Origin of the sequence: Clostridium sp. CX1 (genome assembly GCF_025398335.1) — a bacterium.
GTDB lineage: Bacteria > Bacillota > Clostridia > Clostridiales > Clostridiaceae > Clostridium_AM > Clostridium_AM tanneri.
In genome coordinates this window covers 117,182-138,829 of the sequence record NZ_JAODOO010000012.1, presented here as the reverse complement: position 1 = coordinate 138,829, position 21,648 = coordinate 117,182, and the positions used below count along the sequence as shown (strand labels likewise).

The window sequence follows — 21,648 nt, the reverse complement described above, 5'->3', positions numbered from 1 at the left end:
GAGGCACATCGCAGATTCAATAAACAGCGTAATAAGTTAACTAATAGATATCTTAACGGGTTCACCTTGTTTGGCTCTGATGAATGTATTTTCAGATGGCTCTTGCTACCGGAGGCATTTACTGGTGAGCAGTTTGAAAAATTAGCCTATAATGCTGGGGTAAGTGTTTATGCATCGGAACGTTTCGCAGTTGGAAATATAAAACCACCTAGTGCAGTAAGGCTAGCTGTTACAGCTCCATCTAGCGATGAAGAATTGAAAAAGGCACTTAAGATTCTAAAAGGAATATTATCAAATCCCTAATTACAGCATACATAGAAAACAAAATTGAGTTCCACACAATTATATTATTGAGTGCAATTATTTTTTTTGTTAACATATAGTCAGATGATAGTAATGGATTGAAGGTATAGATTTGAAACAAATAAGTACCAAAAATACACCAGCAGCTATCGAAACTTATTGCCAGGCATGTCTAGCTGGGTATTATATGTTTACATTAGGATTTGGAAAATTAGAGGAGGGAAATTAAATTATGAGACAATATGTAGTGGATGCATTTACTGACAAAGTATTTGGTGGAAATCCAGCAGCAGTTTGTGTGATGGACAAATACCTTGATGATGAAACTATGTTAAAGATTACTATGGAAAATAACTTATCTGAAACTGCCTTTGCAGTAAAGGAGGGTGAAAATTACAAGCTTAGATGGTTTACTCCTGGAGGTGAAATAGACCTTTGCGGGCATGCGACCTTGGCCACGGCATATATAATAACAAGATTTGTAGAACCAAATTTAAAGGAGGTTCGTTTCGAAACTTTAAGTGGCATTTTGACAGTTAATAAAAATGATGAACTTTTAGAAATGGACTTTCCAGCATATGATTTAAAAAAAGTGGAAGTAACGGATGCCATGGCTGAGGTAATTGGTGTACGCCCTCTTGAGGCATGGATGGCTAGAGACCTTCTTTGCCTATTGGAAAATGAAGAAGATGTTTTAAACATGAATCCTAATATGGAAAAAATTAAGGAATTGGATGGTTTGCTTTTACATGTTACAGCAAAAGGAAAAAACTTTGATTGTGTATCACGTTCATTTGCTCCTAAACTGAATGTGCCGGAGGATCCGGTTTGCGGATCAGGCCACTGCCATATAGTTCCCTTTTGGGCAAACAAGATAGGAAACAACAATATTATTGCATATCAGGCTTCAAGAAGAGGTGGAACCTTGTATTGCAAAGTTGAGGGCAACCGCATTAAAATGAGTGGAAAAGCGGCACTGTATTCTATAGCAGACATCAATTTCTAGTAAAACTTTTATGCAAAGCTAGGTACTTTATAATAGTGTCAAATCAACACCATAATTTATTATTACTTAGTATAGGTGACACAAGCATAAGAAAGTATTACAGGGTATTTTTTGCCTGTTAATGGTAAAACTACGATAGTTGAGTATTAGTAATTAAGAGACGTATAGTGAAAGCCAGCACCATTTAGGTGCTGGAAATGTCCATATGGAATTTAATTAATCCAAAATACTATTTTCCAACCTGGAAACCATATTTAAGAGGATCATCGTTGTCGATAATATAGGTAGATACGCCTGTTAAATAAGCACTGCCTGTAATCTGTGGAATTACTGCAGGAAACTCACCGGCTTTTGTTTCTTCTTTGATAACGCCCTTAAATGTTGTTCCTATAAAACTTTCATATACAAATGGTTCACCAATTCCAATTTTACCTCTTCTATAAAGAGTTGCTAATTTTGCACTTGTACCAGTTCCGCATGGAGAGCGGTCTGCCATGTAATCACCGAAAATAACCACGTTCCTCATGTCACATCCAGGTGTAGAGGTTGGACAATATAATTCTGCTAAATCTACAGATGTAATATCAAGTTCAGGGTGTTGGATGTGATTTTCTTTATTTGCATTCTCAATTAATTTCATACCAAATTCTGTAAGTAAAGGAATATTTTCAGGTACTATATCAAGTCCAATCTGAGTAACATCACATAACGCAAAAAAGCTTCCACCAAAGGAAATATCATATGTAACTTCCTTACCATCTATAATTGTTTTTAAGTTTTCTTTATAGAGGAAAGCAGGAACATTTGTAAGTGTAACATTTACAACTTTTCCCCCTTTTACCTCTGCCTTTGTGCGAATTAATCCTGCAGGAGCATCAAGAACCACTTCTGTATAAGGCTCCTTTGCATCTAGGAGTCCACCTTCTATGATGGCAGTAACAGTACCAATGGTACCATGTCCACACATATTTAAATATCCACCTGTATCCATGTAGATAACACCGTAATCTGCTTCTGAGTTAATTGGTTTTGTTACTATGGAACCGAACATATCGTGATGTCCGCGTGGTTCAAACATTAAAGCTTTTCTGTACTCATCACAATGTTCTTCTAGATATTTTTTCTTTTCAATCATAGTGTTTCCTGGAATTTCAGGAAATCCTGACAATACTACACGAGTAAATTCTCCTACGGTGTGAGTATCCACAGCAGTAAAGCTTTTTTCGTAAATACTTAAATTAACATTTGGTCTTAATTCCATAAAAATACCCCCATAAGTTATAAAATAATGTTTCGTAACGTTATTTTATAACTTATTTTTAGAAAAGTCAACAGGATATAGAAAATATAAATGACAATGCTGGAAATGAGAATAGAAATATGGTATCGTATACCTAAACAAAATGAAAATATGAGGTGGAGCATGGGAAAAGAGGAAGAAAAGTATACAAAAGATGCATCCATGCCTTCTGATTTGAAGTATTTGAACAGGAAGCGTATTTTGCAAATGATAAGAAATGAACAAGTTGTATCTGTAAATGATATAAGTGAAGCTACAAGAATCAGTCGCCCAACGATAAAAAGAGCAATTCAAAGTTTTGAAGAGAAGGGGCTTTTGGTTTCGGTAGGGAAAGGATCTTCTACAAATACCGGTGGAAAACGTCCGGAATTATATACCTTTTGCTGTGAAAAGGTGATTTTGTGTATATATTTAGAAAAGAAATACATTCATTTTGCGGTTTTAAATATGAAAAATGAATGTATACGAGAAAAAGAGGTTTTATTTAATTACCAGGATACTTTCGAAAAATTTCAGCATATCTTAAAGCATAATATATATTTAATTTTAGAAGAAGCGGAAATTTCCTATGAAGACTTATATGGAATTAGCCTAGCAATAGGGGGATTTGTAGACCGTAAACTTGGAATTGTACGGTTTTGTTCGCTGGCTCCACAGTGGGGAAGGAATATTCAGATAAAAGCTTGGTTGGAAGAATTATTTCCTAAACAAGTTATTGTTGTAGAAAATCTTGTAAGAATTGCAGGAGGTTCTCTTCTTCTAGAGGAAAAATATCGTAATAAAAGAATAGTTGCCATATATACTGAGGAAGGTATTTCTGCATGCTACATAGATGGAGAAGTCCTTACTGGAAGAAATGCATTAATTGGTGAAATTGGACATATGACAATTGATTATAGTGACAAAGAAGTATGTTCCTGTGGAAGTAGAGGCTGTTTTGAGAGAATGGTCAGTGAAGATAGAATAAAAGAGAAACTAAAAGAAAATTCTAAAAAGCTATCTTGTTCCACTATGAAACAGTGGATTGAATCAGATGAACTTATACGACATTTGTTTGAGGAAGCTGATAAAGGGGACGAATTGGCAAAGGAAATTGTCAGTTATGTTGCGGAAATGTTTTCTTTGATATTAAAAAATATAGCTATTAATTTTGATCCAGAAATCATTGTAGTACAAGGAAAGTATGCTTATGCGGGGGAGTATTTTGAAAGTGAGCTTAAAGAAGCAAGAAAAAAGGCAGGATTTTTTCCAGAAGAAACAGCGTCCAAATTATACTATGATATGCGTCCACTAAGAGAATTACAAAGGTTCGGAGGCTATCATGAACTGGCAGAAATGTTTTTTGAAAATCCGCAGTTCTATGAAGGAACTACATCGGAATAGAATATTAAGTGGAAAAACCCACCACTTTCATTAAAGTATTAATCAAGAAATATACTATAGTAATTCTGAATCATTTTCATTAGAGATTACTTTGCCAACAAATAGGTAGCCTAAAAGGGCTGCCTATTTGTTTAAATGCACAAATTAATAATTTAAGGGAGTCTTATATTTTAAATTTTGAGATTAAATTTTTTAAGGAATTGGTTATAGTGTTTAGTATATTTGAACTTTCATTTAAAGTATAAACTGTTTCCTCTTGTTTTACGTTATATTCCAATATGTCGTTTATAGAGAGTTCTATCTTATTAGAAGAATCGGATATATCCTTTAAGGACTTATTTATTATGCTGCTTGCTTTTTTCTGAGTTTCTACTAAATTGCTTAGTTTTCTTGAAAACTCCTCAAAGGTACTTAAGTTATTGACTATATCATTTAAGACTAATTGAGAATTTTTTATTTTACTTAATTCCTCCATAGTATTTTTTACATCCCTATTCATAGATTTAGCTGCAGAATTAGATTCAACTATTATTTCATTTATAAGCTTTTCTATATTTCTTAAAACTCCTTCCGTTTCATTCGAAAACTTTTTAATTTCCTGCGCAACTACAGCAAAGCCTTTTCCTGATTCACCAGCTTTGCCAGCCTCTATACTTGCATTTAAGGACAACATCTTAGTTTGTTTAGATATTTTCTTTATTGACTCCAAGGTTCCTTCTATTTGCTTTGTTCTCTCTTCTAATCTATTTATGGAATCCACTGCAAATTTTACTAAATCTATAACGTTACCCAGCTCTCTTATAGAGGTTTCTGTAATATCTTTAGTAGTATTGATAGCTTTAACACTTTGTATGGTTTTGTTTACATTCTCCTCTGATAACTTATATATATTGTCCATAAAGTCATCAATTTTATGAAAACTAGCATAAATGTCATCAATGTTTTTATTTTGAAGGTTTATATCTGACTGTACACTTCTTATTTGGGATATTATATCACTACTTGTCCTAGATATGCCTACGCTGCTATTTTGTAATTCACTTACTATGCCATTTAATCTGAGAACATCCTTACTTATACTGCCTACAATAGTTCTTATAGACTTTGAGGATTCATTCATAGCGTTTATCAATATACCTATTTCATCCTTCACCTCTAAGTTAACATTATAGGTCAAATCTCCAGTAGAAAGAGCTTTTGATAACTCTACACCTTTATTAATATTTTTTAAGATACTTTTACTTATTAATATAGAAGTTAAAATCGTAAGCATAATCCCTATAAACAACCCTATTATATCTGTTAGCAACAGGGCATAAAGTTCATTGGTTATTATATCCACTGGATAAGCTATCAATAACTGCCATCCCGTAGAACTAATTTTTTCATTAAATAGGTAATATTCCTTATTTTCCATAACCACATTACTAAAATCCTCTGAGTCCTTACTAAGTTTACCGCTTAACACTGATAAAGGGTCATTGGTATCGGATATTTTTTTCTTTAGTACATATTCCTTATTAGGGTGATATATATAGGTTCCCTTTTCTGAAACTAAGAAACAAAAGGCTCCTTTTTCCAGCTTTAGTTCTTTCATTATATTTTCTATTCTATCCATATTTACATCTATTCCTGATACACCTATGAAATTTCCATCTTTATCTATCATTTTTTGTACACCAGATATAAGTTTTCTGCCAGTTGCTTCTTCATAATAAGGCTCTGTCCACTTATAGCTTTCATAACCTTGTCCTATTTTATACCAATCCTGTTCCCAATATTTAAAATCATTGATATCTGATGCTATAAAAGGAATGGCGCCTTTTTCTTTATCTCTCATGATACACTCATAAGGCAGTTCATTATCTATCCTCATTTCTGGTTTAAAGAAGGTATAGGCAGTTTCTAGGTCTTTATTACTTTTTAATATTTCTGATAAGGATTGTTGAAGATAATCCTTTACTTCTACATAATTATTCTTATCATATTTAATCCTTTCACTCATCAGGGAAATAGAGGAGCCTATACTTTGAATTTCTTTCATATTTTTATCTATGTCACTACTTATTTTTTCAGCAACAGCCCTCTCATTTGCTTGTAGTTGATCTTTAAGTTTATTCTTAGTTAGATTAAAATTCAGCATACTTGTAAATATCAAAATAACACTCATAGACAGAGAAAACCACAGAATTAATTTCCTCTTCACACTCTTCATAGGGGTAAATCCTCTCCTTTAGGTTTACTATTAAACATACCTAATATAAACTATGCTTTTTAGCTTAAAGTGTACTAATATTAAAAGTTTTTTGTATTTTAGAAAAGACTAAAAAGGCTCTTATAAAATTTAATGGCTATAGCTTCTTTTCTTAGTATAGGCAGCAATACAATATTTGCTTAAATAATTGCATAATAATATATAGGTATGTATAATTTTATATAAAAGGTATTAATAAGCAAGTATTCTAATTGGAGGTTTCGACATGGCTAGCTTATTAGAGATTGGAACTATACTGCAAAGTAACACAGGGCAAGTGCTGGTTGTAAATGGATTACTAGGTTGCGGTGGGCAAGGACAAGTCTATCAGGTAACTATAGGCAATAAAGGGTATGCCCTAAAGTGGTACTATAGCAATCAAGGAATTAAAAAACAAAGAGATATAATAGAGAAATTAATACTGACGGGGAGTCCAGATAGTAGGTTTTTATGGCCTATAGACATTGTATACTCTCCTAAGTTGCAAAGCTTTGGATATATAATGGAAGTTAAAGGAATAGAGTATAGAAGCATGTCAGAAATAGTGGAGAAAAAAGCAGAACTTACATTCAGAACTCTATGTAATGCAGCTATAAACCTAGTAGATAGTTATTTAAAACTACATTCTAGGGGACTTTGTTACAGAGATATATCTCTTGGTAATATATTTGTAAACCCAGAAAGTGGAGATATTCTCATATGCGATAATGATAACGTAGAAGTTACAGGAACCAGCGGTTGTGTATTAGGTACTCATAGATTTATGGCACCAGAAATAGTAAGGGGAGAAGCAGTTCCATCTACGGAGACAGACTTATTTTCATTAGCAACTTTGCTGTTTTACATGTTTATGTTTCACCATCCTTTAGAAGGAAAAGCCTCTGTAAATGTTGATACAAGAGATATCAATGTTGGTAGGGAGATCTATGGCTTCAAACCTTTATTTATTTGGGATGAAAATGATTTTTCAAATAGACCTGTCTTTGGATATCATATAAATGCTTTAATTTATTGGGATATATATCCTCAGTTTATAAGAGAGCTATTTATTAAAGCTTTCACGAAGGGACTTTTTGATCCTAAGTGCAGGCTTTTGGAAGTGGAATGGAGAAGGGGATTTATAAAGTTAAGAGATAGTATATTATACTGCAAAAATTGTGGGGCAGAAAACTTTTATGATGCTTTAAAAATAAAAAATGGGGAACACCATAGGTGTTGGTATTGCAAGGGCAAAATTTCTATCCCGCCAAGAATAAAGGTAAATGATAATGTGATTTTATTAAACTTAAATAGTAGAATATACTCACACCATATAAAAGAAGATTTAAATTTTAATAAGGTAATAGGAGAAGTTACAGCTAATCCTAAAAATAAAGATATATTAGGAATTAAAAATTTATCTGAAAATCCTTGGAAAGTGCTAAAGGTAAATGGAGATGAAGTTAAATTAGATAAAGATAGAACCATGATGTTAACAAGTATAAGGAAAATAGATTTTGGTTCGGAGATAGGTGAACTAAAATTATAAAGGAGGGTTAAATTGGAAAATAAAATTTTACATTTTATATGGATGTTAGACTGTTCAGGATCTATGACTGGTGAAAAGATACAGTCCTTAAATTACGCAATAAGAAATGCTCTTCCAGGTATAATTGATATTGCAGAGAAAAATAAAGATATAGAAATTTTCATGAGAATTATTAAATTTTCAGATGGAGCACAGTGGCTTACAGAAAAGCCTGTAGAGTTAGATAAATTCATATGGTCAGATTTACAGACAGGAGGGATAACAGACCTGGGGGCTGCCTTAGACATGGTTAACGAGGAACTCAGTAAATTAGATAAAAAAACTAACTTACCACCGGTTATTATATTGGTTACTGATGGACAACCTACTGATAATTATGAAGAGGGGCTACGTAAGTTGTTAAGCAGCGAAATAGGCAGTCAGTCAGTTAGGATTGCAATTGCCATAGGAGAGGATGTAGATAATGATATACTTGAAGATTTTATAGGAAATAATGATGAAAAGCCTTTGCAGGCTGGTAATTCTGATTCATTGATTAATCTTATTAAGTGGTCCTCTATAAATGCTGTGGATAAGAGCTTTCAGCAGGTAAAAGAGTATAGCTGTGATGACGACGAAATTTGGTAGTGCTAATAATTAAATTTTAAGTATAATAAGGGAAGGCAGGTGAATCCGTTATCATATATAACCTTAGTACATCGGATAAAAGGTTATATGATATGGGATAACGAAAACTATAGTGAATAGAGAACTTATAATAAAAGTGAGAGAATTGATAAACAAACAAGGAGAAGAATTATATACTAATAGTAAAAAACTAAAGGCTTACCTAAATGACTATTTTCCAAACCAATATAATAGAGAAAAAAGATTAATAGTAGATTCTATAGAACAGAAGATACCAGAAGCTATAATAAACTACTCTGATTCAGAGATAGACAGCATAATGTACAATAATTTAGTAAAAAAATTATATGATAACTTAGGAATATCACAGGAATTATCAGAGGGGACAGTACAATTTTGGTGTCAAGTTTTTGATAAAACTTATATAAAAATTAATAATATGGCTCAAAATCCTGCTAGCTACAGCCAAGGCAGTATTGGATATACCAATAGCGGTATACCTAATGTAAATGGAAGCTTTCCTTACACAAACAATGGAGCAGCAAATATGAGTAGCGGTGGATTTAATGCAATGCCTCAAAACAGCATGTATAATCAACAGGGTATACCAGCTGTTCCTGTTAACGCCAATCAGCAGTTCAATGATCAACAGACTGTGTTATTGAATAGCAATAATAATATTACAGCTCCAAAATCAGATGGCAGAAAAAAAATTATCCTAGGGGCAGCAGCTTTATTAGTAGTAGTTATTGTTGCAATAGCATTAGTTTTTAATAATACAAATAATAAAAATATAAGTGCAAATAAAAAAGAGGTAGCTACAAATGAACAAACTAAGGAAACTAGTACCACTAGTGAACCAAAGGAAGAGACTGAAAAGCAGCAACCAAACAGAACTATAACAGCTAATAATTTTATTTTTAAAGATAGCAGTCAAAATAAAATAGAATCTTACAGATTATATAATTTAACTAGTGATCAGCTTTTTATAGCTCGAAATGAAATTTTTGCAAGACACGGTTTAATATTTAAAGATAAAAAACTGCAAGCTTATTTTGAAAAACAAGCTTGGTATAAGCCAGATCCAAATGCTGTTGGAACTACGAATGATCCTATAGAAAAATATAATGTGGATCATATAAAAGATATAGAAGAAGTGAAGCTCTGCTTTAAAAATGCCCCTGCAATAAATAGGGATTATATATTATATGATAGCTATTATTATAAACTTACCACAGAGGAAATAGAGAGATTAAGTAATTTGGAAATTTTACTTGCTCGAAATGAAATTTTTGCAAGACATGGATATATTTTTGGAATACCGGAACTTAATGATTATTTCCAAACTAAACCATGGTACACTAAAGTATCAAATGATGTTAACTTAAATGAAGTGGAAGAATACAATGTACAAGCTTTAAAGGCTGTAGAAGATAAGAGAGTATACAATATGATATATAACTATACTTTAGGTGACGGTTACTAAGATGTGTCTTAAGATAAGGCTAAGATATATCTAATAAGGGGTGGACAATTTGAAATTTAAACTAAAAGTTATTTCCTTAATCCTTGGTACTACTTTGTTGTTTGCAGGATGCAGTGGTAATAAGGCTGATTTATCAACAGAAAATAAACCAGAGGAAACCAAAGTAGAAAGCAGTAAAGAAACAAATAATAAGGAAAATAAAAAAGCAGCAGAGGTAAAACAACCTACAGAAGTAAAACCTGTTACAGAAGTTGAAAAGCCAAAAACAGAAGATCCTAAAGTTGAAAAAAGAAAGCTTATTGTTTTAGATCCAGGTCATGGAAATAGATCTAACTTAGAAAAAGAGCCTATAAGCCCAGGAGCTTCAGAGTTAAAGATAAAGGATGGCGGCGGAGCTGAAGGGGTAAATAGTAAGACACCAGAGTATGCAATAACAATGAGTATAACTATTAAGCTTAAGGCAATCCTTGAAAAAGAAGGATATAACGTAATAATGACCAAAACTATGGATAGTGAAAGCCTTGGTAATATAGAAAGAGCAGAAGTTGGAAATAAAAACAATGCAGATTTGGTTTTAAGAATACATGCAGATTCATCAGAGTCATCAAGTGCTTCTGGAGCATCAATGCTCGTACCAGCACCTATAGGTTATGTAAAAGATAAGGTGGATATCAGTAGGAGGTACGGACAGATAATACTGAAAAGCCTAACGGATGAAGTTGGTATGGCCAATAAAGGAGTAGTGGAAAGAGCAGACATGACTGGATTTAACTGGTCTAAAGTGCCGGTGGTCTTAGTGGAAACAGGGTTTTTATCTAACCCACAGGAAGATAAACTCTTAAATAGTCAGGAATATCAGCAAAGGATAGCAGAAGCATTGTGTAATGGCATAAAAAAGGCTTTAAATTAAATACAGAAAAAAACTGGAGGCTGCCAATGATAACTGGCAGCCTAAAAATTATGTATAAAAACTATTAAACTTATCTTTATTCTTATAATAAACTTTAATTTTAAACTAAAGCATACTACTAGCGTAATGATTTTTGTTCTATTATCAATTTTTCAAAAATATGCTATAATTTTAAAAACGTACAGGAAAGGTGTTGAAGTTATGAAAAGTCATGGATGTACTCTTGACTGTTTTGGATGTTGCAAACTAAATGTTCATGTTGAAAATAATAAGGTGGTAAAAATAGAAGCAGATAAAAATCATCCTTACACAAAGGGAATAATGTGTCAAAAGGGAAGAAATCATTTAAAAAGACTAAATGATAAGGACAGACTTTATTCTCCAATGAAAAAAGAGGATGGAAAATGGGTAAATATAAGCTTTGAAGAAGCTATAGATATAATCGCCAGTAAATTAAAGTATTACAAAGAAAAGTATTCTTCAAATGCTGTACTTCATTATAGTGAATCCGGTTCCGGTTCTATATTAAAGGCAATAGAGGATATATTTTTTAATTTTTATGGCGGTATAAGTAAAACCGATGGAGGAACCTGCTGGAGCGCTGGTACTAAAGCACAAAAGTATGACTTTGGATATAATAAATCCCATGCTATAGATGATGTTTTAAATTCAAAAAATATAATACTTTGGAGCAAAAATCCAGCAAACTCCCACATACAGTTGTTCCACAGAATAAAAAAGGCAAGGGAAAAGGGCATAAAAGTAATAGTAATAGACCCTCTTTCCACTGACAGTGTAAATATTGCTGATATTCATATAAAGATAAATCCATCTACAGATGCTGCTCTTGCTATGGCAATGACAAAAATAGTAATAGAAGAAAATCTTCAGGATACAGCATTTATAAAAGAAAATGTCATAGGTTTTGAGGAATACAAAGCTTATTTAGACACTCTGGATATAAATTATCTATGTAAGGAATGTGGAGTAGATATATCTACAGTAAAAGAGCTTACCTATCTCTATGCTAAAGAAAAGTACAGTTCCATACACCTGGGATATGGACTTCAGAGATATAAAAACGGAGGTAATGCAGTAAGGGCAATAGATGCCTTAGCAGCAATAACTGGAAGTATAGGTAAAAAAGGCGGGGGAGTAAACTACAGTAATAAGGTATATCCAGATGTGTTAAATTTAGATCCTTACAATAGCCGCAAACATGCCTTAAATGAAAGAGAGTTTGATTTGAATCATTTTCCAGACTTTACAAAGGAGAATCTTAAAGCTATATTTATAAGTAAGGCAAATCCTCTTAACCAATGGCCTAATTTAAATGAATTCACTAAAGCTTTTAAAAGCGTAGAATTTAAGGTATGTATAGATATGTTTTTGACGGATACTGCAAAGCATTGTGATTTGGTTATTCCCTGCACAAATACTTTAGAGAGTGAAGATTTAGTATACACCTCAATGAGCAACCCATATATAGTATACAATGAGAAATGTGTAGAACCAAAGCATAAGTTAATGGACGAGTACTATTTTTTCAGAGAGCTTGCAAGGAAAATGGAAATAAAAGAATATCCTTATGTATCTAAAAAGGAATATTTAGCACAGATTATAAAGCCTTTAGAGGATAGGGGAATAACCCTTGAAAAGATAAAAAATGAATATGTAACTATACAAGAAGATGATGTTGCCTGGAAGGACTTAATATTTAAAACCACATCAAAGAAAATAGAGATATATTCTGAAAGTGCAAAAGAGAATAACTTAAGCCCAATACCAGTTTATACTAATGAGAAAAATCCTAAACTCAGGCTTATAACTACCCATCCTAAAGCTTCTTTAATGTCTCAAGGCTTTAAAGATATAGATACCATGGCAATAGCTAATATAAGCGAAAATACTGCTAAGAATCATGATTTACTTAACGGAGAAGTTATCACGTTAAAGTCCGCTAATGGGGCAATAGATGTACAAGTATCCATAAATAAAAAGCTGATGGATAGCATAGTCCATATGGAAACAGGCTGGTGGGAGAAAAGCTCCAACCCAAATTTCTTAACAGAAGGGGACGCTTCTGATATAGGAAAACAAATAGCCTATTATGATACTTTTGTAGAAATAAAAAAGAAGATTTAATTTATAAGTAAATAGCTAGAAAGTTAACTTATGGGCAGCCGCATTCTGGCTTATAAGTTAACTTTCATTACTATTACCCTAAATTATTTCTATTTTTCTTTTCGCTTTGATATTAATCTACTATGGTGTCCTCTGATTCTTCCACTAATGGTACATTATTTAGGTTAACTTTTCTGTTATCTAGAGTGTTATTGTTTATATGTTTTGTAATCATACCTTCAGAAGGGTTCATTAAAAAGCTTTCTAAAAAAATCCTGCCCTTATGGGAATTAGCTACAGCATGATGCTCTCCACGACTTACATAATGAACCCAAGAGTAGCCACTATTTATTACTTTATCTAAGTCTTCCTTATCAATTAAAGTTTTTTCTTTTTTCCTTCCATATTTATCTCTAAGAATTACAGCAGTAGTTTCTAAGTTTATATCTTCATAATCATTAACTGCTTCATTTTGATTATATACCTCTATATTACATCTTCTATTGTCTAAAGTATCTCCATTAATATGTCTAATGGGAGTTTTAGTATGTACGCCTAGAATAAATGAGTGTAAACTTTGTTTTTCTTTAGTCTTTTTTCCAGTAGCAGGAGAGGGTTGTAAACTTTGAGCTAAATAGCTGTTAAAATCTTTATGCCACTCTGCAAACCAAAGACCTTTATCTAGTACCATTTTTAAATCGTCAACATCTACTTTACTATCAATAATTGAGCCATCTTTTTTTCTTAATTTTATATATGCAATGTTTTCCTTTACTTCATATTCGTTAGCTTTTAATTCCTGTTTATTATTCATAATAGTCACCGCTTTCTTTTGTTACTAGTATTATGTATATAATTTTTGTGTCAGTATTTTTTATTATACCACATATATGAAATTTTTTGTCTCAATAAAGAACTAACATAAATCATACAGGGAAAATCCTATATGCTGCGAAGTTGCTTTTGTTACAATTATAAGATTCTTAGGTAAAACTAAACTTCCTATTATTCATATACTTGTTAAGTATATGAATAATTAGTACTCTGGCAGTATGTGTTAGCCTTTCACACCGGCTTTTTTCTTATTGATACTTATGTTCCAATAAGTATATAATAAACATAATGAAAAATTACAAATTTGTAATTTATTGTTCAATTTCGCCGATACTAAACTAAAAGTTCTATTAGTATTTAAATAAAAACAATTTTAAAAGGAGGAAATAATATGGGGTTATTTAAGAAAATATTATTAACTGTAGGTGTTGGGGGAGCTGAAGTAAACACTGAGATTCTACAATCTACTGTAAGGATTGGAGAAGATATAGAAGGGGTTGTAAATATTCTAGGAGGCTCTGCAGAGCAAAATATTGATAGGGTAGAAGTAGAGCTTAAAACAGAATACATCAAAGAAGTAGATGATGTTAAACAAAAACATAGGGCAACACTAGTAAAATTAGTAGTAGGTAGGGATATAGCAATTTCGCCTAATGAGAGAAAGCAAATTCCTTTTACCTTTAGAGTGCCTGAACATACACCAATTAGTATGAATAGGAAAACTGTATGGGTAGAGACAGAATTAGAAATTCCACTGGCAATAGATCCTGAAGATAGAGATTATATAGAAATTAGGCCAAGTAATACAACGGAAGTTGTTCTAGATGCAGTTCTAAATGTATTAGGATTTAGATTGAGAGAAGTAGAGTGCAAAGCAGGATATATTGGTAGAAGTGAAGGTGGTTTCTTACAGGAGTTTGAATTTGTTCCTCAGTCAGCATTTAGGGGAGTATTAGATGAACTAGAGATTACTTTTTTACCATCCTCTGAAGGGGTTAACCTTTTTATGCAAATTGATAGAAGAGCGAGAGGCTTTAAATCCTTTATGCAAGAAGCAGCGGGGCTAGATGAAAAACATATAATACTTACAATTAGTGACTATGATGCATCACAAGGCAGCAGATATGTAGCTGAAATTTTAGAAAATACAATAAATAATTATTATTAAAACATTAAATATTTACTATTGACCATAGTTTTTGTGGTATACTTTTCCTGAGAACACATAAACATTGAAAGGGGATTAACATAATGAAAGTATCTGAAAGAATTACAAAGTTAAGAGCCTTGATGGCAGAAAAGAATATCAACATGTATATTGTACCTACTGCTGATTTTCATCAGAGTGAGTATGTTGGTGAACATTTTAAAGCTAGAAAGTATATAACAGGTTTTACAGGTTCTGCAGGAACTGCTGTTATTACAATGGACAGTGCAGGGCTTTGGACAGATGGAAGGTATTTTCTCCAAGCTGGAAAGCAATTAGAAGGAACAACTGTTGAATTATTTAAAATGGGTGAACCAATGGTTCCAACTATAGAAGAATTTATTGAAAGCAATCTTCCAGAAGGGGGAACACTTGGATTTGATGGTCGTGTTGTTTCTATGGGAAATGGACAGGATTATGAAAAAATTGTTGAAAAGAAAAACGGCTCTATAAAATATCAGTGCGATTTAGTTGACCATATATGGGAAGACCGTCCACCGCTTTCTGAAAAACCAGCATTTGCCCTTGATATAAAATATACTGGTGAGTCTACAGCATCTAAATTAAAACGTGTTAGAGAAGCAATGAAAGCTGCAGGTGCAAATGCACATATAATTACATCTCTAGATGATATAGCATGGCTTCTTAACATACGTGGAGATGATATTGAGTTCTTTCCTTTAATTTTAAGCTATGTAATCGTTACGATAAATGAGGTACATCTTTTCATAAATGAAAATAAATTAAGCGATGAGATAAAATCTGACCTTATAAAAAATGGTGTAACAAATTTCCATCCATATAATGATGTATATGAAGAAGCTAAAAAATTCACTGCTTCTGATGTATTATTAATTGACCCTGTTAGAATGAATTACGCATTATATAACAACATCCCTAAAGATGTTAAGAAAATAGAAAAAGAAAATCCATGTGTTTTATTTAAAGCTATGAAAAACCCAACTGAAATTAAAAATATTAAAAATGCTCATATCAAAGATGGAATAGCAAATACAAAATTTATGTATTGGTTAAAACAAAATATAGGCAAAGAAAAAATTACAGAAATAAGTGCCTCTAATAAATTAGAAGAACTACGTGCACAGCAGGAGGGATTTATTCGCCCAAGCTTTGAACCAATATGTGCCTTTGGTGAACACGCTGCTATCGTACACTACACTTCTTCTCCTGAAACTGATGTAGAGCTTAAAGAGGGATCTTTGTTTTTAACAGATACAGGAGCTGGTTACTATGAAGGCTCCACTGACATTACAAGAACTATTGCACTTGGAGAAATACCACAAATAATGAAAGACCACTTTACTCTAACTTTGCAAAGTAATCTTCGTCTTGCCCATGCAAGATTCCTTTATGGATGTAACGGTATGAATTTAGACATAGTTGCACGTGCTCCATTCTGGGACAATAACTTAAACTTTAACCATGGAACAGGTCACGGTGTTGGATATTTAATGAATATTCACGAAGCGCCAACAGGCTTTAGATGGCAATACCGTGCACATGAAATTCATCAAATTGAAGAAGGTATGGTTCTTACTGATGAGCCAGGAATATATATTGCAGGTTCCCACGGAGTTAGAATTGAAAATGAACTTCTTGCTTGCAAAGGTGAAAAAAATGAGTATGGTCAATTTATGTATTTTGAGACAATTACTTATGCACCTATAGATTTAGATGCAGTAAACCCTGAAATGATGAGTGTACAAGAAAAGGCTTGGCTAAATGAATATCACAGGACAGTATACGATAAAATTTCGCCATATTTAAATGAAGAAGAAAGAGAATGGTTAAAAGAATATACTAGAGAAGTCTAATAACTAAAATCAATGGAGTAGTATGAAAATAATTATTTTCATACTACTTTATATTTAAAATATTATTAAAAAATAGATATATCATAGAGATTGTAAAAAAAGATTGTTATTTTCTCGTAAATATGTATAATATTTATGTAAGTGGTTTGCTGATAGCTGCAGATATCAACAAACGGGTCGGGAGAGGGATACCAATAAAGAGGAAAACTAAATATGTTACATGAAATGATAAAGAGAAGATTACATTTATATGACTGTAACCTTGATATAAAGAAAGAACTCGTTGCTGGGGTTATTTCTTTTTTTACGGTAGTTTATATAATTGCAGTTAACTCGTCAATTTTATCAGAAACAGGAATTCCTATTGAAGCCGGTATGGTAGCAACAATTGCAGCCTCGTTTTTTGCATGCATGGTAATAGGATTTTGGGCCAATGTGCCTATTGTTATTGTTCCAGGTATGGGAATTAATGCTTTGTTCTCCTATACAGTTGTTAAATCCATTGGTCTTTCCTGGCAAGAAGCTTTAGCTGTTGTGTTTGTTTCGGGAATTTTATTTACAGTGATTGCTTCTACTTCTCTTGCTGAAATTATATCAGATTCCATACCTCATTCTTTAAAGGAAGCTATTACCGTTGGACTAGGGTTATTTTTAACGTTAATAGGTTTAGAAAAGGGTGGAATGGTTATAAGAGGCACCAACTCTATATTAGCTTTAGGACATTTAAACAATTCTTATGTACTTGCAACGGTTATTACACTAGTAATAACAATAGTTCTTTTTATAAGAAATGTTCCTGCAAACTTCTTATTAAGTATACTGTTAGGTACGGTAGTGGCTATAATGTTTGGTGTTGTAAATATGCAGGAGCTTAATGGAGCAAGCTTTGATTTAAGCAATTATGGAAAAGTCCTTGGAGCAATGTCTTTTTCAAAGATTTTATCCTACAAGTTTTGGATGGCAGTATTTTCTTTAACTATGGTAATGGTCTTTGAGAGTATAGGTTTAATACATGGACAACTTAGCTTATTAAAGCAGCCGGAAAAATACAAAGCTTCCATTCAGGCTGTTGCAGTATCAACTATAGCTAGCGGAGTGTTCGGTACAAGTCCAACAGTTCCAGCTGTTGAAAGTGCAGCAGGAATTGCTGCTGGTGGAAAAACTGGAATAACAGCTATTACAGCTGGAGGTTTGTTTCTAGCATCATTATTCTTTCTTCCTGTAATTAAGATAATTCCGGGAAGTGCCATTGCACCAGTACTAGTTATTATAGGAGCACTAATGGTTCAAAATGTGAAAAACATTGACTTTGGAGATTTGTCAGAGGGAATTCCTGCTTTCTTAATAATAGTAATGATACCATTTACTTATAGTATTTCTGATGGGATAGCTTTTGGTTTCATTGCATACCCCATTTTAAAGGTAGCATTAGGAAAGGCAAAGAAGGTATCAATGCCTCTATATATAATCTCTTGTCTATTTTTAATAAGTTTTATTTTTAGATAGCACTAATCAAAATCACACTTAAATTCATATATTATAAAAAGCAAAAGCTATATGAAGATGAACTACTTTGTTCAAAATTCATATAGCTTTTATATTAGCAATTTAGAGAATTATTATTTATGCTAGTCTAGTGGTACTATATTTTTATAATCTACATCAAAGGCTTCTCCTGACTTCTTTATTATATGACCAGAAGTATAGGGCTTACCCTCTATGGTAATACACACCTGACCTACGTTATAATAGTTTCCTAAAGTATTAGTTACAGAGGTTAATACTGACATCTCTGTATATGTCCCTTTATTCGTTATAGAAAGAAATTCCTTTGAAAAATCCACATAAACCTTATTTTCGCTTTCATTAAGATAAAGTTTATTTATCTTAGTATTAGCAGTTATTAAAGGAGTTGTAGAGGAATTTGGAGCTTTTTTAAAGTTCTTTTCAAAAAATGCTTTTGTTTCATCATTAGTTTTAAAGCTTGCAACTACTTTCTTTTCTCCAATTTTATCCTCTGCAGGCATAGGATAATAGAATTTAACGGTCTGAGTAACAACTGCAGCTTTATCTATTTTTTCTAAGGTAGTAGTAACAACTAATCCATTAGATTGAAAGGTACTTTTTATTAGCCCTACTCCTAATCCATAATAATCTTTTGTAGTGGAATCCTTTCCTTCTGTAGTAACTTCTATGGATTTAAACTTTCCTGCTGGAGTAGTTACAAGGTCGTTGACAGCTGTTATAGTTCTTTTTCTACCATCAGATAAAGCCCATGTAGTTCCTTTTACAATTGGTTCTTTAATTAAAGTTTCCTTTATATTTGAATTCTCCTTTGTCAAGTCATCCCTATAATAGAACTCTCCTCTGGAAAATACTATTTTTAGTTCTCCGTTTTTATTTTCAAGTATTTGTCCTGCTGTAGTACCTGCATTTATAATTCGCAGCTGAATTTTATTTTCTCTTAAATAGTCAACATATACATCCTTTGACGCATATTCGCTTCCTGATCCAGAATATTTCATTCTAACATTTTCCTTCATTGGGAAAAAGTCATTTATTGTATATTGCTTTGATTCACTTTCTGTGTTGGGTTTAGTTTGATTTTGAGTCTCTATAGGCTTAGATTCTGCTGATAAATCTGCCGGTTTACTACAAGCTGTTAGCAGAGCTAAACCCAAAGACAACATAATTACCATTAGCTTTTTCATAGTATCATCTCCTATAATGTTTTATAGATAATATAATATTTTTATCTCAGCTATGAATTTATAAGTATATCTAACATTTTTTCAGTGTTATTTACAAATTGTTTCATTACCTGAAAATGTTCAGTGTCTTTATATATTACTTTTTTAAACCCGTCTTTTAATTCATATATTACAGCATGTGGATAGGACATTATAATAGGTGAATGGGTAGCAATTACAAACTGAGAACCTTGTTCTACTAGTTCATGCATCCTTGCAACCATGGTCATCTGTCTTGTTGGTGATAAAGCAGCTTCTGGCTCATCTAAAATATACAGGCTATTTCCTCTAAATTTATTAATGAATAATGATATGAAAGACTCTCCATGTGACTGGTCATGTAGTGAAACCCCTCCGTATGCTCTTACAACATCTAATTCATCAATTTTAGTGGCAACGTTATAAAAGCTTTCTGCTCTTAGAAAAAAGCCATCCTCTGGCATTTTAACACCTTTTATTAGCTTTAAATATTTATATAGCTCTGAATGAGTCTCCTTAGTTGAAAAGTTGAAATTTTTTGTTCCACCTTCAGGATTAAAACCATATGCTGTGGCAATTGCTTCCAGTATCGTTGATTTTCCTGTACCATTTTCACCTACAATAAATGTTACCTTGGGATGAAAATCTAAAGTAAATAAATTTCGTACTGCCTCTAAAGAAAATGGATATTCAGAAAATGAGTTTATATTTTCTCTGCACAACTTTACCGTTCTTAAATATTGATTTAACATAAATTTATCCAATTACAATCGACTCCAAACAAGATTTTATATATGTTTAATTATACTGTATACAAACTTAAACATCAAATAGTTCACATAACTATACAAATATTGATTTTGTTATTGAATATGTTATTTAATTGCATTATAATTTATATTAAACACAATTAATTGGCAAGAGGGTGTAATTATGGCAATTAAAATGATATTATTTTTAACATTTTTATCACTTGCAGCATTATATACTGTATACAAAGTTGGGTATAACCAAGCCAAAGAAGAAGTAGAAGAAACAACATGCCAAGATTTTGAGGTGTGTAACAACTTATGTTACCAATGTAAAATCTCTCAGAAGTGTTGGGAGTTGTCTAATCATATGTATTAAGTAAAAAGATATATCTATTAAATTAAATCAAAAAAGGCAAGTGGCAAAACTAAGTTTTACCACCTGTTAGCTTCTAGTTCTATTGAATTTTTTCAACTGGTACCTGAATTTCAGTAATGTATTCCTCAGGATTATTAGTTGACCATTCTCCATCTAAATATAATTCTCTGTTAGGTCCTACAATTTTATAACCATTCTCCTCAATCCATTTAAGCAAAGCATTGTATGCCATATTTATATTTTCATAGTTTCCTTTGTGTATTACACAGGCTGAACTTTCTACATAGGAAAGTTCTTTAACCTTTATTCTGTCAGTTTCAGGTACATTATTAGCTATACAAGACATAACCTCAATGTCTACATCACTTTCCTTATAACCTGGATCATAGTAGATTGCTCTGCAGGGTGCAATTATCTTTGCATTATTTGCTTCTAGATGAGCCGTAAGCTCTCCCCATAAATTACACTGCTTACTGTAGTCTGGTATAATATCTCTAACAGCAGCTACCTTAATAGTTTCAAGTTGTTTTAAAACCACATCATATTTTAACATAAACCTGTCATCCTCCTTAATTCTATTTATAAGTGTTTCTACTTTTAAAAGTCTCATTTTTTCATATTTGATAGTATCGTGAATTTCATTTCTTTTTTGCTCCAGCATTGAAAGTACAATATCCGTAGATATTTCACTGTCGATTACACTAGCAATCTGGCTCAAAGAAAATCCTAAGTCTTTTAAGGCTAGTATTCTATTTAGCCTTGGAAGTTGTTTTGCTGAGTAATATCTATATCCTGTTTGTAGGTCAACTTCTATAGGCTTTAAGAGGTCTAGTTCATCATAATATCTAAGGGTTTTTATAGATATTTTGTTAAGCTTTGCAAAGTCTCCTATTTTAAACATATTTATCTCTCCTATGCGCGCATATTGTCTTTACAATATAATAATAAACCCTCCAGTAATGGGAGAGTCAATAGAAAGTTTTTATAATAATTT

The 21,648-nt window shown here is 32.3% G+C and carries 18 protein-coding genes; 12 read left to right on the top strand and 6 right to left on the bottom strand.

Annotated features, from left to right (window positions below; all coding sequences use genetic code 11):
• Together N4T77_RS14145 and N4T77_RS14140 are read left to right on the top strand one after the other, a co-directional pair.
• Positions 1-303: aminotransferase class I/II-fold pyridoxal phosphate-dependent enzyme (locus tag N4T77_RS14145; protein ID WP_261672458.1), on the top strand; the 303-nt coding region annotated here is incomplete at its 5' end.
• 232 nt (positions 304-535) lie between these two features.
• The gene (locus N4T77_RS14140) at positions 536-1,309 is read left to right on the top strand and encodes a PhzF family phenazine biosynthesis protein (RefSeq protein WP_261672456.1); all 774 of its coding nucleotides are present in this window, start codon (positions 536-538) and stop codon (positions 1,307-1,309) included.
• A 229-nt stretch (positions 1,310-1,538) separates the two neighbouring features.
• On the opposite strand, the gene N4T77_RS14135 is transcribed toward N4T77_RS14140, so the two are convergent.
• On the bottom strand, positions 1,539-2,570 hold the full coding sequence (locus tag N4T77_RS14135) for a proline racemase family protein (protein WP_261672455.1): 1,032 nt from the start codon (positions 2,568-2,570) through the stop codon (positions 1,539-1,541).
• A 90-nt stretch (positions 2,571-2,660) separates the two neighbouring features.
• Here N4T77_RS14135 and N4T77_RS14130 point away from each other — a divergent pair, with 90 nt between their 5' ends.
• Complete coding sequence (locus N4T77_RS14130) at positions 2,661-3,992, top strand: ROK family protein (protein WP_261672454.1); 1,332 nt, start codon at positions 2,661-2,663, stop codon at positions 3,990-3,992.
• 163 nt (positions 3,993-4,155) lie between these two features.
• On the opposite strand, the gene N4T77_RS14125 is transcribed toward N4T77_RS14130, so the two are convergent.
• Positions 4,156-6,207: a methyl-accepting chemotaxis protein gene (locus N4T77_RS14125; RefSeq protein ID WP_261672453.1), complete on the bottom strand. Its 2,052-nt coding sequence runs from the start codon at positions 6,205-6,207 to the stop codon at positions 4,156-4,158.
• A gap of 265 nt (positions 6,208-6,472) precedes the next feature.
• Between N4T77_RS14125 and N4T77_RS14120 the strand changes: the two genes are divergently transcribed.
• The 5 genes from N4T77_RS14120 to N4T77_RS14100 all read left to right on the top strand — a co-directional run bounded on the left by N4T77_RS14120 (position 6,473) and on the right by N4T77_RS14100 (position 12,942).
• Positions 6,473-7,774, top strand: a complete 1,302-nt coding sequence (locus N4T77_RS14120; RefSeq protein WP_261672452.1) for a protein kinase domain-containing protein — start codon at positions 6,473-6,475, stop codon at positions 7,772-7,774.
• Between the two features lie 12 nt (positions 7,775-7,786).
• Positions 7,787-8,401 (top strand): VWA domain-containing protein, encoded by a 615-nt coding sequence (locus N4T77_RS14115; protein ID WP_261672451.1) that lies wholly within the window; start codon positions 7,787-7,789, stop codon positions 8,399-8,401.
• 136 nt (positions 8,402-8,537) lie between these two features.
• The gene (locus tag N4T77_RS14110) at positions 8,538-9,887 is read left to right on the top strand and encodes a YARHG domain-containing protein (RefSeq protein ID WP_261672450.1); all 1,350 of its coding nucleotides are present in this window, start codon (positions 8,538-8,540) and stop codon (positions 9,885-9,887) included.
• Between the two features lie 49 nt (positions 9,888-9,936).
• The gene (locus N4T77_RS14105; protein ID WP_261672449.1) at positions 9,937-10,797 is read left to right on the top strand and encodes an N-acetylmuramoyl-L-alanine amidase; all 861 of its coding nucleotides are present in this window, start codon (positions 9,937-9,939) and stop codon (positions 10,795-10,797) included.
• A gap of 201 nt (positions 10,798-10,998) precedes the next feature.
• Positions 10,999-12,942, top strand: a complete 1,944-nt coding sequence (locus tag N4T77_RS14100) for a molybdopterin-dependent oxidoreductase (RefSeq protein ID WP_261672448.1) — start codon at positions 10,999-11,001, stop codon at positions 12,940-12,942.
• Positions 12,943-13,054: 112 nt separating this feature from the next.
• Here the strand turns inward: N4T77_RS14100 and N4T77_RS14095 are convergent, their stop codons facing one another.
• Positions 13,055-13,735: a hypothetical protein gene (locus N4T77_RS14095; RefSeq protein WP_261672447.1), complete on the bottom strand. Its 681-nt coding sequence runs from the start codon at positions 13,733-13,735 to the stop codon at positions 13,055-13,057.
• Positions 13,736-14,146: 411 nt separating this feature from the next.
• On the opposite strand from N4T77_RS14095, the gene N4T77_RS14090 reads away from it, so the two are divergent.
• The 3 genes from N4T77_RS14090 to N4T77_RS14080 all read left to right on the top strand — a co-directional run bounded on the left by N4T77_RS14090 (position 14,147) and on the right by N4T77_RS14080 (position 18,303).
• Positions 14,147-14,923, top strand: coding sequence for a sporulation protein (locus N4T77_RS14090; RefSeq protein WP_261672446.1), 777 nt, complete (start codon positions 14,147-14,149; stop codon positions 14,921-14,923).
• 83 nt (positions 14,924-15,006) lie between these two features.
• On the top strand, positions 15,007-16,797 hold the full coding sequence (locus N4T77_RS14085; RefSeq protein ID WP_261672445.1) for an aminopeptidase P family N-terminal domain-containing protein: 1,791 nt from the start codon (positions 15,007-15,009) through the stop codon (positions 16,795-16,797).
• Between the two features lie 213 nt (positions 16,798-17,010).
• Positions 17,011-18,303, top strand: a complete 1,293-nt coding sequence (locus tag N4T77_RS14080; RefSeq protein WP_261672444.1) for an NCS2 family permease — start codon at positions 17,011-17,013, stop codon at positions 18,301-18,303.
• Between the two features lie 122 nt (positions 18,304-18,425).
• On the opposite strand, the gene N4T77_RS14075 is transcribed toward N4T77_RS14080, so the two are convergent.
• Positions 18,426-19,508: a GerMN domain-containing protein gene (locus tag N4T77_RS14075; protein WP_261672443.1), complete on the bottom strand. Its 1,083-nt coding sequence runs from the start codon at positions 19,506-19,508 to the stop codon at positions 18,426-18,428.
• Positions 19,509-19,558: 50 nt separating this feature from the next.
• The gene (locus tag N4T77_RS14070) at positions 19,559-20,278 is read right to left on the bottom strand and encodes an AAA family ATPase (RefSeq protein WP_261672463.1); all 720 of its coding nucleotides are present in this window, start codon (positions 20,276-20,278) and stop codon (positions 19,559-19,561) included.
• Positions 20,279-20,459: 181 nt separating this feature from the next.
• Here N4T77_RS14070 and N4T77_RS14065 point away from each other — a divergent pair, with 181 nt between their 5' ends.
• Positions 20,460-20,654: a hypothetical protein gene (locus N4T77_RS14065; RefSeq protein WP_261672442.1), complete on the top strand. Its 195-nt coding sequence runs from the start codon at positions 20,460-20,462 to the stop codon at positions 20,652-20,654.
• 79 nt (positions 20,655-20,733) lie between these two features.
• Here the strand turns inward: N4T77_RS14065 and N4T77_RS14060 are convergent, their stop codons facing one another.
• Complete coding sequence (locus tag N4T77_RS14060; RefSeq protein ID WP_261672441.1) at positions 20,734-21,555, bottom strand: MerR family transcriptional regulator; 822 nt, start codon at positions 21,553-21,555, stop codon at positions 20,734-20,736.
• Positions 21,556-21,648 lie beyond the last annotated feature (93 nt).

What these genes read in the sequence shown, in the direction of transcription:
- N4T77_RS14095 (WP_261672447.1), bottom strand. Translation starts at nt 13,735, where the DNA reads ATGAATAATAAACAGGAATTAAAAGCTAACGAATATGAAGTAAAGGAA.
- N4T77_RS14130 (WP_261672454.1), top strand. Translation starts at nt 2,661, where the DNA reads ATGACAATGCTGGAAATGAGAATAGAAATATGGTATCGTATACCTAAA.
- N4T77_RS14120 (WP_261672452.1), top strand. Translation starts at nt 6,473, where the DNA reads ATGGCTAGCTTATTAGAGATTGGAACTATACTGCAAAGTAACACAGGG.
- N4T77_RS14085 (WP_261672445.1), top strand. Translation starts at nt 15,007, where the DNA reads ATGAAAGTATCTGAAAGAATTACAAAGTTAAGAGCCTTGATGGCAGAA.
- N4T77_RS14140 (WP_261672456.1), top strand. Translation starts at nt 536, where the DNA reads ATGAGACAATATGTAGTGGATGCATTTACTGACAAAGTATTTGGTGGA.
- N4T77_RS14100 (WP_261672448.1), top strand. Translation starts at nt 10,999, where the DNA reads ATGAAAAGTCATGGATGTACTCTTGACTGTTTTGGATGTTGCAAACTA.
- N4T77_RS14065 (WP_261672442.1), top strand. Translation starts at nt 20,460, where the DNA reads ATGGCAATTAAAATGATATTATTTTTAACATTTTTATCACTTGCAGCA.
- N4T77_RS14125 (WP_261672453.1), bottom strand. Translation starts at nt 6,207, where the DNA reads ATGAAGAGTGTGAAGAGGAAATTAATTCTGTGGTTTTCTCTGTCTATG.
- N4T77_RS14060 (WP_261672441.1), bottom strand. Translation starts at nt 21,555, where the DNA reads ATGTTTAAAATAGGAGACTTTGCAAAGCTTAACAAAATATCTATAAAA.
- N4T77_RS14075 (WP_261672443.1), bottom strand. Translation starts at nt 19,508, where the DNA reads ATGAAAAAGCTAATGGTAATTATGTTGTCTTTGGGTTTAGCTCTGCTA.
- N4T77_RS14135 (WP_261672455.1), bottom strand. Translation starts at nt 2,570, where the DNA reads ATGGAATTAAGACCAAATGTTAATTTAAGTATTTACGAAAAAAGCTTT.
- N4T77_RS14080 (WP_261672444.1), top strand. Translation starts at nt 17,011, where the DNA reads ATGTTACATGAAATGATAAAGAGAAGATTACATTTATATGACTGTAAC.
- N4T77_RS14090 (WP_261672446.1), top strand. Translation starts at nt 14,147, where the DNA reads ATGGGGTTATTTAAGAAAATATTATTAACTGTAGGTGTTGGGGGAGCT.
- N4T77_RS14070 (WP_261672463.1), bottom strand. Translation starts at nt 20,278, where the DNA reads ATGTTAAATCAATATTTAAGAACGGTAAAGTTGTGCAGAGAAAATATA.